Origin of the sequence: Microbacterium sp. zg-Y818 (genome assembly GCF_030246905.1) — a bacterium.
Taxonomy (GTDB): Bacteria; Actinomycetota; Actinomycetes; order Actinomycetales; family Microbacteriaceae; genus Microbacterium.
On sequence record NZ_CP126741.1, the window covers coordinates 422,371 to 435,251 of the forward strand.

Below are 12,881 nucleotides of genomic sequence, written 5' to 3' on the forward strand. Positions count from 1 at the left end.
CTCGATGTACGGTCGAGAACCGCATGACAACAATCTTTTGTTGTGTGCAGACTGAAACATCAATAGTGTTTCGGCGGCCATAGCGAGAGGGAAACGCCCGGTCCCATACCGAACCCGGAAGCTAAGCCTCTCAGCGCCGATGGTACTGCAGGGGGGACCCTGTGGGAGAGTAGGACACCGCCGGACTTCTTCCGTGAGAAAGCCACCCAATGTTGGGTGGCTTTCTCTCGTTAACGCGACGCTTTTGCGGCGTGAGCCCGCCGACGCGAGCCGGTGAGATGCGGCATCCGCCCGTCGCTTCGGTCGTCACGAATGTGCCGCTGAAGGCTCGCGCACGCGAATACTCACTCGGCGGGGACGATAGCGTGAAGTAGTGACTGAGCAGACCCTTGCAGACCGAATCGGCCACGCACCGGCCCCGGCGATGCCGCAGCATCCCGACGTCCCGACCTGGCGGATGGCGACCCCCGACGACATCGACGCGATCCACGGGATCGCCTCGGCCGCCGGCCGCGTCGACCACCCCACGTGGACGGTGCCCCGCGACGAGATCGCCGACACCTTCGAGATGTCGCACATCGACCACAGCCGCGACACCGTCATCGGGTTCGCCGCGGACGGCGCCCCGGTGGCGTACGGCAGCGCGATCGTGCATCCGTCGCGCGAGCTCCGCGTGCAGGTCGACATCTCGGGCGAAGTGCACCCCGCGTGGCGACGGCGGGGCATCGGCGCGCAGGTGGTGCAGTGGCAGTACTCGCAGGCACTGCGCCGGCTCGTCGAGTCGGGATCGACTCTCCCGGGCACGGTGCGCGCGTACGCCGAGGGCGCCAACGATGACGCCGCGACACTGTTCGAGCGACACGGGCTGCAGGTGCAGCGCTGGTTCACCACCATGGAGCGCGACCTCTCCCAGCCTGTTCCGGCGCTCGAGGTGCCCGATGGCATCGTCCTCGTGCCCTACAGCTCCGAGCGCGCTCTGCAGGCCCTGGAGGCCCGCAACGACGCCTTTCGCGACCACTGGGGGAGCCTCCCCAGCACGAACGAGACCTGGCAGAAGTTCGTGGGCGGCCCACTGCTGCGCCCCGACCTGTCGACACTGGCCCTCGACGGCGACCGCATCGTGGCGTTCTGCCTCGGCTCGGTCAACGAAGAGGACTGGGCAGCTCTCGGCGCCTCGCACGTGTACATCGACCTCATCGGCGTCGTGCGCTCGCACCGCGGGCGCGGGTTGGCTCCGCTCGTCATCGCCGAAGCGCTGCGGGCGGCGGCCGCAGCCGGCCTCGAGAAGGCCGTGCTCGATGTCGACACCGAGAGCCCGACCGGCGCCCATTCGCTCTACGAGCGCCTCGGATTCGCGGCTACCGAACGCGAGCGCGTGCTCGTGCGCGAGTTCTGAGGTCGGATGCCGCAGCCGGGATGCCGCGACGGCGACGCCCCACCCGCGACCTCCCGCAACGCCCCCGCGAATATCAACGGCCCGACCCCGGGACGCGCAGGGGCGTCGCCCCGTAGGCTGACCGCAGGCGCACTGATCCGATGGAGGATGACATGAGCGAAACGATCGTCGTGGGCGTCACGGGTGCCCCCGCGGCCCGCAGAGCCGTCGACTGGGCCGTGGACCGCGCGGCACATCACCGCAACCACCGCGTCGAGCTGGTGAGCGTCGTGGGCGGGGCCATCGGCACCGTCGGTGAAGGCGCCGTGATGGACGTGGTGCTCGACGCGACCAACCGCATGCTCCAAGACGAGGCGGATCGGGTATCGGGCTCGGGTGTGCCGGTGACGACGAGGGTGGATGCCGGCAATCCCGTCACCACGCTCGCGCAGGCATCCGAGAAGGCGGAGCTGCTGGTGATCGGCAGCGACTACCGCGGACCGGATTCCGGCCCCGCGCGCGGAGCGCACGGCATCCGCATCGTGGCGGCATCCCACTGCCCGGTCGTCGTCGTGCCCGACATCGAGATCCACGACCGCCGCGGTGTGGTGGTCGGCGTCGATGGCTCGCCGGTGTCGGAAGGGGCGATCAAGTTCGCCGCGGCCGAAGCGGACCGACTGGGCGAGCCGCTCACCGCCGTCTGCGTCTGGACGCCCGTGGTCACTCCGCGCACCGCCCCCATGGTTTACCCCGACCTGTACCTCGCGAACATGCAGCGGGCCGCCGAAGAGCGCCTGGCGCTCTCGCTCGCTGGGCTGCGGTCGCAGTACCCCGACCTGGTGATCGAAGAGAAGGCCGTGCAGGGATACCCCTCGGAGGTCATCAACGAGCTGGCCGCCACCGCCAAGCTCGCGGTGATCGGCACGCATGGACGCAACGCTCTCACGCGGTTCCTGCTCGGGTCGGTCAGCCACGAGGTGCTGCAGCGCCTCGCGACCGTCACCGTCGTCACCCGCTGACCAGGGAGAGCGAGAGTGCTGAGTAGGCTGTCGTGGTGCGCATTCGCCTCGACATCGCCTACGACGGCACGCATTTTCGCGGGTGGGCCCGGCAGCCGCAGCTGCGCACCGTGCAGGGGACGATCGAAGACGCCATCGCGCGCATCCTGGGCGGTGAGCCCCGGCTCGTCGTGGCCGGACGCACGGATGCCGGTGTGCACGCGACCGGTCAGGTCTCGCATCTCGACCTGACCGAGGCGCAGGCCGCCCGCCTGCAGGCCCGTCGCGGGCGCGGCGACAGCGCAGAGGCCGGCGCCGACGAGGCCGCACGGATCGCGGCCCTCGCCGGCCGCATCGCGGGGGTGCTGGGCCAGTATCCCGACGTGGTGGTACGCCGCACGAGCATCGCCCCGGACGGGTTCGACGCCCGGTTCTCGGCGACGAGCCGTCGCTACGAGTACCGCATCGCCGACGCGGTCACCGGGTACGACCCGCTCGAGCGGCATCGCACGACGACGGTGCGCACGAGCCTCGACGTGGCCGCGATGGATGCCGCCGCCCGCTCGCTCGTGGGCCTTCACGACTTCGCGGCGTACTGCAAGCCCCGCGACGAGGCGACGACGATCCGCACGCTGCTGGAGTTCGAGTGGCACCGCGACGCGGCCGGCGTGCTCATCGCCCACGTGAAGGCCGACGCGTTCTGCCACAGCATGGTGCGCGCTCTCGTCGGGGCGTGCGTGGCGGTGGGCGAGGGACGACTGAGCCCTGCCGACGTCGTCGAGCTGCGCGACGAGGGTGTGCGCACCAGCGAGTTCAAGGTGCTCGCCGCGCGCGGGCTCACGCTCACCGAGGTGGGCTATCCGGCCGATGACCTGCTGGCCGCCCGCGCCGCGCAGACCCGCAACCGCCGCGACGCGGAGTAGCGCGACTGCGCCCGCCCGGCACCATGGGCGGTGTCGGATACCTCCCAGTCGACGCACGCGCAACCGTCACCGGGCGGCCAGCCGGCGGGCCTACGCTGGAATCACCATGAGAGTGATCTCGTACAACCTGCGTAAACATCGTGCCGCCGGCGAGCTGACGGATCTGGTCGAACGCCACAGTGCCAACGTGCTCTGCCTGCAAGAGGCGGTGACCGCCGATTTGCCCCCGCAGATCGGCGGCTTGAAGCTGGCGGGCTCCACGCACCGCAATCGGCTGGGCCTGGCGGTGTACTACCGCGACAACACCTTCCGCGCCCTCGAGGCGCGGTCGATGTCGCTGAAGAAGTCGCTGCACGACCGCGTGCTCAAGCCGGCCGAGGAGCGCATGCTGGGCGTGCGCCTGCGCGACATCGACAACAACCGCGAGTTCATCGTCGCGTCGTTCCACGCCGCGCCGCTGACGGCGCTGAACTCGCTGCGACGCCATCAGATCAAGGCGGCGCTGACCGAGCTGGCGAGCCTCGGCGAATCGCTGCCGATCCTCATGGTCGGCGACTACAACTACCCCGTGTTCAAAGAGAACCTGGGCCAGCGGGTGCGCGAGGCGGGCTACGAGCTGACGCTCAGCGACGTGCGCACGTACACGCGGTACAAGTTCTTCCGCGGCCACTACGACTTCGCCACGTCGGTCGGCTTCGACATCGAGCGGGTCACGACCCTGCCGCAGGGGCGCAGCGACCACCTGCCGATCCTCGTGACGGCCACTCCATCGGCGGTCATGCGCGCCAGCGAGGGCGCTGCCTGACCGCACGACGCCGTTTTCGTGCGGCGCGGGGTGCGGAGTTTGACGTGGGCAGCGTGGCGCCCCCCGACGCCACGCTCGCCCACGTGGTAGCTGCAGCCGGCCGGAGACCCCCACTTCACGGCCGGCTGACAGCTATCCTCATGGCGAGGCAATCCCCACATCGCCACGTGGCTATTGAAGCGGTCCACAACGGGCCCTTGAGCGTCTTTAGATAACCTTGCGCTAGAACTGGGGATGCCTCAGCGCACCCTTAAGATACCCGCAAAGAAGAAGCGCCCCCGGACCGAAGTCCGAGGGCGCTTCTCGCTGAACGGGTATGTCAGACAGCAGCCTGCTGGCGGTGACGACGCACCGTGCTGGCGACCGCCAGGCCGCCACCGGCGAGCAGCAGGGCGCCGCCGCCGATCCAGAGGCCGAGAAGAGCGGAGGTGTCGCCACCGGTGGTCGGGAGGGTCTCGCCGCCCGTGCCGCCTGCGGCGGGGACGGACACCGACACGCTGGCGGTGACCGGGTTGCCGTCAGCGTCCACGCCCGAAAGCACGATCGTGTAGGTGCCGACCGCGTTGCTGGGCAGACGCACGCCGGTGCTGACGGAGCCGTCGGCGGCCGCGGTGACCGAGCCGAGGTCGGCGGTCTGAACGGCGAACTTGACGAAGGCGAGCGAGGCGCCATTGGCGTTCTCGCCGGTGAGCGAGACGTCGACGGTCGAGCCGCCGGCGAAGTAGCCGTCCTCGACGGCGACCTGCACGACGCCACCAGGGGCGACGGTGGGGGAGGAGATGCTGACGTCGCCCTCCGGAATGACGTACGCGGCGTGGGCGACGGTGGGAACGGCGACGGTGAGGGCTGCAGCGAGCAGTGTCGCCGCCGTGGCCGCCTTGATCGACTTGATCTTCATGGCTTCCTAGCTTTCGGTGGGGGGTTGCTCGTGCAGGTGCTCCCGCATCAATTTTGATAGCTGTTTCATATCAATCTGATAGGGGCGTCTTTAGCCAGTATTGAGCACTGGGCAGTGTGGCGCAACTCTCGCTGGTTTCGTTTGTGTTAAAAGCGGCCGCTTCGAGCGGTCCGAGAGCGAAGCGGCGGCCGCCTAAACTGTGGCCGGGGTCCCCCCGGATCCGGTGACAGGAGATGACATGCCAAGAGTCGGCTTCCGCGTGGCGACCGTGAGCGTGTCGGCCATTCTCGCGCTGGCTTCGCTCACCGCCTGCGGCCCCGCGCCGTGGACCGGTCCCCAGGCTGAGCCTGAAGCCAACGCCACGGGAGCCGTGGCGGCACCGGTGCCCAACGACCTCTCCAGCGGCAGCACGCAGCGCGACCTGCAGGCGGGGGCAGTGGCGGCGACCGTGGACTACTGGTCGGATCTGTCGATGGACCGATGGACGGCCGGAGCGATCAAACCCATCAGCATATCGATGGTCACGACGGTCACCCCCGACGACGGTCAGAAGGTATACCTGCAGAAGGCGAGCATGATCGCCGTCCCGACCGGCCCCGCCGAGACCTTCGAGGCGCTCGAGGCGCAGGCCGATGCCGCCACCGTGAGCCCGGGCTACCTCGTGCTGAGCCCGTACAGCTACTCGCAGACCTTCAACGTCGGGGCGGTGCCGGCGGGGGCAACGTCGGTGACGGTGCAGTTCACCTTCGACTTCCTCGTGCAGACGACCCCCACGTCCAACGAGTTCGCCAAGCAGACCGCCACCGATGTGCTGACGATCGCCATCGCGGCCGCTTCCGAGGGCTGAGCAGGCGCCCCGCAGGGCGGGGCGGGCGCTCGCCGGCGCAAGGAATCCCCAAGATTCCGCTGAGAGGTGCGACTTCGCTCTGCCGCCGTGTGGCCGCATCCTAGGCTTCTGAGACCGCCCTCCCCGACCCGAACCGGGGACCCCCCGGCGGCATCCGACTGCGCACTCACACGCGCCCCCCGAAAACCGGTGCCCTCATGGCTGTTCCCCCCTTGGCCCGCTCTGCCCGCGTGCCTGCTGCCGTCGCGCTCACCGCGGCCGTCGCGCTGTCGCTCACCGGCTGCACGCAGCTGTTCGACACGTTCAACGGCAGCCAGCCCGGAGTCGCGGTGATCCGACCCGAGCCGTCGCAGACGACCACCCCGGGCATGGAGTTCGAGTCCCAGTTCACCTACGACGGCTCGGTGTCGCTGTCGTCCGACGTCGCCGACGACCTCGAGGTGCGCCTGGACGTGTGGGCGGCCGATCCCAAGCGCACGCGGGAGTGGATGCCGATCGGCGAGAAGACCTTCGGCTTCGCCGTCAACGTCTACGACCACCGTGTCGACGACAAGGCGGTGCTCACCGAGAAACGCCGGGTGTACGTCTCCCAGATCGCCATCACCTCGCAGACCTCGCAGACCGGTGGCCAGGTCTCGACGCCGTTCCAGTTCGCCGCCGACCCCCGCACGCTCGTCCCCACCGACACGCTGCGCTCTGAACGCGGCCTGCTGCTGAACAGCTTTCAAGGTGGGCTGCACGTGCCTGCGACGGTGATCCACCAGCTGCCGCCGGACACGTTCGGGGTGACTCTGCAGTTCCAGCTGACGATCTCGGTCGAGGGCTCCGCCAACGACGACACGTCGTTCCTGCAGCAGACGGTCTACCACCAGCTGCCCATCGCCATCTTCCCGCAGGCCGAGCCCGAGACCGCCACCGGGTCAGAGACCGGTTCGGAATCGGGCACGCCCACGCAGGGCCCGCGGCCGTGACCGCGCCCTACGCCGGTCACCCCCGGCCGACACCGCGCGAGATCGAGCCGGTGGTCCCAGGGTTCAGCGACGACTTCTCAGCCGTGCTCGATACGATCACCGGTCACCGCTCCACGATCGGCTGCGTCATCCCGGCGTACAACGAAGAGGAATCGATCGGCGCGGTGCTGCAGTCGCTGCTCGGGCAGACGCGGGTGCCGGACGTCATTCATGTGGTGGTCAACAACACCACCGACGCCACCGTCAAGATCGCCTCGGAGTTCGCCGGTCCGCACGAGATCACCACCGACCTCGGTGAGCAGTTCACCGAGGTGTTCGTGCACGACATCGGCAAGAACCCCGACAAGAAGGTCGGCGCCCTCAACTACGGCTACTCGCTGGTCGAGGGCTACGACTATCTGCTGGGTGTCGACGGCGACACGGTGGCCGACCCGCGCGCGGTGGAGTACCTCGAGACCGAGGCGGTGTCGGACTCGCGCATCGGCGGCATCTCGGCGATCTACTCGATCGACGACCGGCCGATCAAGGGGCTCGTCGGCAAGTTCCTCATCGCCGGGCAGCGCACCCAATTCGCCGCGTTCAACCTGCAGAACCTGCTGCGCGGGCGCAACATGGCGGTGCTCGGCGGACAGTTCTCGATCTTCTCCACTACGGCGTTGCGCGAGGTGATGAAGGCCAATCACCAGACCAGCCCATGGGTGAAAGACAGCGAGGTCGAGGACTCGCTGCTGTCGCTGCAGATCAAGAGCGCCGGGTACCTCACCAAGATCAGCCCCTATGCCCGCGCCGACGTGGGCGGAATGACCACCCTGCGCGGCTACGACGCCCAGCAGGTCAAGTGGACCTACGGCTCGATCGAGCTGATGTGGCCCGGGCAGCGCGGCGACACCAAGGGGCAGCCGTTCCACCCCAACCTGCGGCTGCGGTGGTGGGAGAACCTCGGCATGCTCACGAACCTGTTCGTGCGCGTCGCGTTTCTCACCCTGCTGGCCGGCTCGCTGTCGATCGGGGCGTTCGTCTTCTCGCCGCTGTGGCTGATCCCCCCGGTGGTTGCGGTGCTGCTGAACCTGCGCATCGCCTACACGATGAACAGCCGCAACGGCCGCGACGTGGCCTTCGCCGGACTGATGGTTCCCGCCGAGGTCTTCATGTGGATCCGCATCAGTCACTTCCTGCGGTCGTGGACGCGCTTCCTCTCGCGCAAGAAGGTCGACAACTGGGCGATGCAGGCCAAGGCCGAGCGCGGGGGCGGCTCGGCGCACTGGATGCCGCTGGTGCTGCTCATCGCGGTGATCGTGGCCATGAGCGTCATCTGGTCGATGCTGGGCCCGGTGGTGCAGTCGACCATCCTGTGGGTCGGCTGGCCGATCGTGGGCGTGGTGACCGTGCTGCAGACCCTGACCATGGTGTTCAAGCTGCTGCGCCGCCACCAGGGTTACAAGGTCTGATCGCCCAGACGGGTGGGCTTCAGGCCAGCGACTCGGAGGTCATGCGGTACCCGACGCCGCGCACGGTCTCGATGTACCGGGGGTTGGCGGCGTTGTCGCCCAGTTTGCGTCGCAGGTTGGTCATGTGCGCCTCGATCGCGCGCTTGTCGGCGTCGCCGACGTAGTAGCTGGTGACGTACGACTCGCCGCGCAGCACCAGGGTGAGGTCGGCCTTGCTGCGCACTCGGCGTTTGGACTCCATGAGCGTGGAGAGCAGGTCGAACTCGGTGCGCGTGAGCTCGAGCTGCGCGCCGGCGACCACCACGATGCGGGTGTCGGGGTCGACCTCGAGGTCGCGGTGCACGAGCACGTCCGGTTCCGGGCGCAGCGCGGCGGTGTCGTCGTGACGCACGACGTCGGTGCCGCCGGACGAGCTCGCGCTGGGCTGCATGACGATGGTGCGCTGGTCCGGCGCGGGCGGCGGGATGGTGGCCGCCCGCGCGGGCGCGGCGGCGTACTCCGCGGCGGGCCGCTGGACCGGGATGCTCGAGGTCCCCGGCCGGGCGCCGGGGAAAGACGGGCCGACCTGGTCCTGCCGGGGGGCGGCGGGCGGGTTGCCGCCGATGCGCGGGCGCCGCAGCAGCGCATCGATGCGGGCGCGCAGCTCGCGGGGGCGGAAGGGCTTGTTGATGTACTCGTCGGCGCCCGAACCGAAGCCCAGCACGACGTCAGCCTCGTCTTCGAGGCCCGTCAGCATGATGATGTACGTGTCGCTCTGGGCTCTGATGCGGCGGGCCGCCTCGAACCCGTCGATGCCGGGCATGGTGACGTCGAGTGTCGTGATGAGGGGCTGGTACGCCAGCACCGCCCGCACCCCGTCGAGCCCATTGCCGACCGAGACGGTGGAAAAGCCCATCGCTTCGAGGACCTCGGCAAGCAGATGGCGGATGTCGGGATCGTCCTCGACGATGACCGCCGTCTTGGCGGGCGTGACGGAATCACTCATGAGCAGACCTCGGGGGGCAGGGGGGTGTCCCTCATGCTACACATGCGCCGGGTCGGCCCTGCACTCGGGGCGCAGGCGGTCAGCGCGCCTGACGAGTGAGGTCCACCGCGGCCTCTGGCCACCACTGCCCGGCGGGCGGACCGCCGTTGCACGGCCCGTCACTCTCGCCCGGGGGCTTGATCCACAGATTGGTGTCGACGACGTCGTCGCCGTAGGTTCCGCCCGGCTCGCCGATCAGACGCCCAGAGGCGTTGCACCACGAGCCGTTCCCGCCGGCGCCACTGCGTGAGGTGTCGATCAGGGCGTGGCCGCCGCCCAGTCGGGCGGCGAGGGCGTGGGCGTAATCGAACTCGGAGTCGGCGGAGTTGTAGTTCGACACGTTGGTGGCGAAGCCGCGCACGCGCTCGAGCAGGCCGGTCTCGGCGATGATCGCGGCCATGTCCGCCGGCGTGTGCCAGGTGGCGTGGCCGGCGTCGAGGTAGATCCAGGTGTTGTCCCCGTGCAGCCGGTCGACGGCGGTACTCAGCTGGCGGGTGCGCTCGTCGAGATTGCGGCACTCGGGCGCGAGGGCCAGGCTGTCGGGTTCGAGCACGACGATGCGCTGCAGGTCGCCGGCGTTGGCGAGCGCCTGCCCGATCTCGCCGGTCCAGGTGGCGTAGTCGTCTTCGTCGAGCCCACCGGCCGAAAAGCTGCCGCAATCGCGCCCAGGCAGGCCGTACACGACCACGGCGAGAGCGGCATCCTGTTGGCGCGCCTGGTCGGCAAGGTGCCCGATGCGGTCCCAGACCTCGCCGATGGGATCGCGCTCAGGGGTCAGCCAGTAGGCGGTGGGCTGCCGGGCGAGGTAGGCGGCGGCGGCGCGCTCGTCGTCGGTGGCTTGGGGGTCGTCGGCGGCCACCGCAGCCTTCGAATCGGATGCCACGATCAGTGCGGTGCCCACGCCCGGGGGGTGGGCGCTCATGGCCTGCACCGCCCGGGTCACGAGCAGGCCGACGGCGGCGAGCACGCCGAGCACGACGACGACCACGATCGCGACGATCGCGATGGCGAGGCCGCGGGAGAGGCGACGACGTCGCCGGGCGCCGCGCGGTGGCGGGGCGGAAGCGAGGGGCACACGAGGACCTTACCGTCCACCGGGCGGCGCCCCGTTCCCCGCGTCAGGCGCGGGAGCGGGCGCGGCGTACGGCGGCGCCGGCGGCGACGGCGGCACCGGCGAGCACGAGTGCGCCCCCGCCGAGCCACAGGCCCGCGAACTGCGACGCGTCGCCGCCGGTGGTGGCCAAGCCCGCCCCACCGGTGCCGACGGTCGTGCTGCCGGCACCGCCCGCCGATGTGGGCGAGATGGCGGCGATGTTGTAGACCCCGCGGGCGTCGCTGGGCAGGGTGATGGTGATCGGCTCGAGCGCCCCGGTGTCGGTGGAGGTCGTGGTGGTGCTGCCGGTGGTGATGGCGAACTTGACGAAGGCCGCCCCGAACGTCACTCCCGCGCCGTTCTCACCGGTGACCGTGATGGTGACCGGCTCGTTGGCGCTGAATGTGGCGGCGTTGCAGCTGAAGTCGAGCGACTCGCCGGCGCCGGCGGTGGCGGGCGAGACCGCGCACGAATCCGACGGCGGGTAGATGGCTGCGGCCTGTGCGGCGGCGGGCAGGGCCAGCGCCGAGGTGGCGGCGACCGCGGCGACGGTGAGGGTCTGGACGAGGGGGCGCTTCACGGGGTGGTATCTCTTCCGATGCGTTGGGGGGTTGCAGCTCGCGCATACCGAAGGGTGCACACATGACCGAAAGGCGTGAGGCTCGGTGTTGCTCGGCCACGACGCCTTCGGATCGACTCTATGGGGCGGGGCAGTGGGAGACAACCGACGTCGGCACGCTGCGGTCTATGGTCGGGGTCACCTCGGCGACGACGGTGGGGGCGCCGGGCTCGGGGGAGCGCACCGAGATGGTCGCGGTCACCGATTCCCCGGGCGCGAGATCGGCGCCGAATGACAGCACCTGGCGCCCGTCGTGGGTGCCGCCTCCGAAGCCCTTGTCGAGCGACAGCACGGCATCGGTCAGCTCGTATCCCTCGGGCAGATACACGTAGGCGACCGTGCGGGCGGTACCGGCTGGTACCCCGAAGTTACCGCCGCCGGTGATGTACCAGGGGAGCGAGGTGGCGGCATCCGCCGGCGCGGTGTTGGCGAGCACGAGCGAGAGGGTGGCCTCGCCGGTGGCGAGCCCTCGGCCGTCGAGACTGCACGATTCCCACGACAGGTCGGTCTGTGCAGACACGTAGTAGTCCATCTTCGAACCGGTGCCGTCGTTGAGGTACACGCCGAACCGCGCGGTCTGGTCGTCGGTCTTCGGCAGGCCGCCCGCGAGGGTGGTGCCCGAGAGCTCGGCCTGCTCGGCTTCGACCGAGCTCCACAGCAGCAGCCGACGCTCGTCGCCGGCGCGGCTGAGGGCGGTCACCATCTGAGCGGGGTCCACGCCCCCGGCGGCGATGGCGTCGAATACGGTCGCCGCAGCTGCGGCGAAGAAGTCGTCTTGATCGCTCGGCCGCTCGTAGCGCAGGTACACGTCGTTCAGCAGCAGCTGCACCGCGTTGTCGGCGCTGAGCACGTCGCCCGTCGGCAGGGCGACGGGGCCGGTCGCTTCGAGCAGGTACGACAGGGCGATGGGATCCATCGCGATGACGCCGTCGACGTCCTGCCCCGTCTCGCGCAGCCACATCTCGCGGGCGAGCGGCGCTGCCACCGAGAAGTCGGGCACCTGCGTGACGTTCTGCACCCATCTGCCGGGGCGGGTGTCGTAGATGGCCTGCACATCTTCGGCGAGCGGCAGCACGGGGTCGTCGTAGCGGGAGAAGTCGCTCGACGATCCCTGCGCGACCAGCTGCAGCGCCCCGTCGGCGGCGTTCACCACTGCCATGGCCCCCACGATGCCGCCGAGCGAGCGCCATTCGGCGTTGTTCTGGAACACGATGAGGTAATCGCGCTCGCCGTCTGTACCGAGCATGGGCGGCAGCAGAACGGTGGCGCGGGCGAGGGCGTCGGTGGCGGTGGTGGCGGTGCGCAGCAGGTCCGAGACCTCAGCGGTGGCGCTGCGCACCGGGGCGAGCAGCAGCGTCTCGTCGATGGCATCGACCGCTGCCGCGGCGGCGGCCACGCCGTCGGCGCCGACCCGGGCGGAATCGGCGATGGTGTGAAGCATCGTCGTGTCGATGCGGCCCTCCACAGGGCGCAGCTGGTCGAGGCTGAACGTCGAGGCCACCTCGGCGAGCGGGGCGAGCGCGTCGCCGGCGACGTCGTCGGCGGCGACGGCGATGGTCGAGACGGCGGCCAGCTGCGGCCCCACCCACGGCAGGTGCTCGGCCGCGCGCCACACCGGGTCGCCGGTGAGGTCGCGCGCCGCGCCGGTCTCACGCGCCAGGTCTGCGATGAGGCCGCTCGCCAGGGCGGGGTCGTCGAGGCTGTCGACCGCTTCGCGCACGGTCGCCTCGGCGGCACGCAGATGCTGATAGGCCGCCAGGCCCCGCAGCCCGATCCACGCGGCAGCGGCGACGGATGCCACCAGCAGCGCTCCCAGCAGGCCGGCGAAGACGAGTCCCGCGATGCGAGCGGGGCGGGGCAGCACGTCAGCGGTCACTCGA

General features: G+C 70.0%; 12 protein-coding genes and 1 rRNA gene. 8 read left to right on the forward strand and 5 right to left on the reverse strand.

Annotation, left to right across the window (positions count from 1 at the left end; all coding sequences use genetic code 11):
* The first annotated feature begins 69 nt into the window (after window positions 1–69).
* From rrf to QNO21_RS01885, 5 genes are all read left to right on the forward strand, one after another.
* A 5S ribosomal RNA gene (gene rrf, locus QNO21_RS01865) occupies window positions 70–186 on the forward strand.
* 187 nt (window positions 187–373) lie between these two features.
* Window positions 374–1,396, forward strand: coding sequence for a GNAT family N-acetyltransferase (locus QNO21_RS01870; protein ID WP_257519716.1), 1,023 nt, complete (start codon window positions 374–376; stop codon window positions 1,394–1,396).
* A 152-nt stretch (window positions 1,397–1,548) separates the two neighbouring features.
* Window positions 1,549–2,394, forward strand: a complete 846-nt coding sequence (locus QNO21_RS01875) for a universal stress protein (protein ID WP_257513486.1) — start codon at window positions 1,549–1,551, stop codon at window positions 2,392–2,394.
* A gap of 35 nt (window positions 2,395–2,429) precedes the next feature.
* Window positions 2,430–3,296, forward strand: coding sequence for a tRNA pseudouridine(38-40) synthase TruA (truA, locus tag QNO21_RS01880; protein ID WP_257519715.1), 867 nt, complete (start codon window positions 2,430–2,432; stop codon window positions 3,294–3,296).
* A 106-nt stretch (window positions 3,297–3,402) separates the two neighbouring features.
* Window positions 3,403–4,101, forward strand: coding sequence for an endonuclease/exonuclease/phosphatase family protein (locus tag QNO21_RS01885; protein WP_257513488.1), 699 nt, complete (start codon window positions 3,403–3,405; stop codon window positions 4,099–4,101).
* Window positions 4,102–4,420: 319 nt separating this feature from the next.
* Here the strand turns inward: QNO21_RS01885 and QNO21_RS01890 are convergent, their stop codons facing one another.
* Window positions 4,421–4,999, reverse strand: coding sequence for a hypothetical protein (locus QNO21_RS01890; protein WP_257513489.1), 579 nt, complete (start codon window positions 4,997–4,999; stop codon window positions 4,421–4,423).
* Window positions 5,000–5,237: 238 nt separating this feature from the next.
* On the opposite strand from QNO21_RS01890, the gene QNO21_RS01895 reads away from it, so the two are divergent.
* The 3 genes from QNO21_RS01895 to QNO21_RS01905 all read left to right on the forward strand — a co-directional run bounded on the left by QNO21_RS01895 (window position 5,238) and on the right by QNO21_RS01905 (window position 8,265).
* Window positions 5,238–5,846 (forward strand): hypothetical protein, encoded by a 609-nt coding sequence (locus tag QNO21_RS01895; RefSeq protein ID WP_257513490.1) that lies wholly within the window; start codon window positions 5,238–5,240, stop codon window positions 5,844–5,846.
* 197 nt (window positions 5,847–6,043) lie between these two features.
* Entirely contained in the window at window positions 6,044–6,817 is a 774-nt protein-coding gene (locus QNO21_RS01900) for a fructose 1,6-bisphosphatase (protein WP_257519714.1), read from the forward strand.
* Entirely contained in the window at window positions 6,814–8,265 is a 1,452-nt protein-coding gene (locus QNO21_RS01905; RefSeq protein WP_257519713.1) for a glycosyltransferase family 2 protein, read from the forward strand. The genes QNO21_RS01900 and QNO21_RS01905 overlap by 4 nt, the downstream gene beginning before the upstream one ends.
* Window positions 8,266–8,284: 19 nt before the next feature.
* Here the strand turns inward: QNO21_RS01905 and QNO21_RS01910 are convergent, their stop codons facing one another.
* The 4 genes from QNO21_RS01910 to QNO21_RS01925 all read right to left on the reverse strand — a co-directional run bounded on the left by QNO21_RS01910 (window position 8,285) and on the right by QNO21_RS01925 (window position 12,877).
* On the reverse strand, window positions 8,285–9,250 hold the full coding sequence (locus tag QNO21_RS01910; protein ID WP_257519712.1) for a response regulator transcription factor: 966 nt from the start codon (window positions 9,248–9,250) through the stop codon (window positions 8,285–8,287).
* 79 nt (window positions 9,251–9,329) lie between these two features.
* Complete coding sequence (locus tag QNO21_RS01915) at window positions 9,330–10,364, reverse strand: glycoside hydrolase family 6 protein (RefSeq protein ID WP_257513494.1); 1,035 nt, start codon at window positions 10,362–10,364, stop codon at window positions 9,330–9,332.
* Window positions 10,365–10,407: 43 nt separating this feature from the next.
* Window positions 10,408–10,962: a cell wall protein gene (locus tag QNO21_RS01920; RefSeq protein WP_285178409.1), complete on the reverse strand. Its 555-nt coding sequence runs from the start codon at window positions 10,960–10,962 to the stop codon at window positions 10,408–10,410.
* 118 nt (window positions 10,963–11,080) lie between these two features.
* Window positions 11,081–12,877, reverse strand: a complete 1,797-nt coding sequence (locus QNO21_RS01925) for a DUF4012 domain-containing protein (protein WP_257513495.1) — start codon at window positions 12,875–12,877, stop codon at window positions 11,081–11,083.
* Between the last annotated feature and the right edge of the window lie 4 nt (window positions 12,878–12,881).

What these genes read in the sequence shown, in the direction of transcription:
- QNO21_RS01910 (WP_257519712.1), bottom strand. Translation starts at nt 9,250, where the DNA reads ATGAGTGATTCCGTCACGCCCGCCAAGACGGCGGTCATCGTCGAGGAC.
- QNO21_RS01875 (WP_257513486.1), top strand. Translation starts at nt 1,549, where the DNA reads ATGAGCGAAACGATCGTCGTGGGCGTCACGGGTGCCCCCGCGGCCCGC.
- QNO21_RS01900 (WP_257519714.1), top strand. Translation starts at nt 6,044, where the DNA reads ATGGCTGTTCCCCCCTTGGCCCGCTCTGCCCGCGTGCCTGCTGCCGTC.
- QNO21_RS01885 (WP_257513488.1), top strand. Translation starts at nt 3,403, where the DNA reads ATGAGAGTGATCTCGTACAACCTGCGTAAACATCGTGCCGCCGGCGAG.
- QNO21_RS01890 (WP_257513489.1), bottom strand. Translation starts at nt 4,999, where the DNA reads ATGAAGATCAAGTCGATCAAGGCGGCCACGGCGGCGACACTGCTCGCT.
- QNO21_RS01895 (WP_257513490.1), top strand. Translation starts at nt 5,238, where the DNA reads ATGCCAAGAGTCGGCTTCCGCGTGGCGACCGTGAGCGTGTCGGCCATT.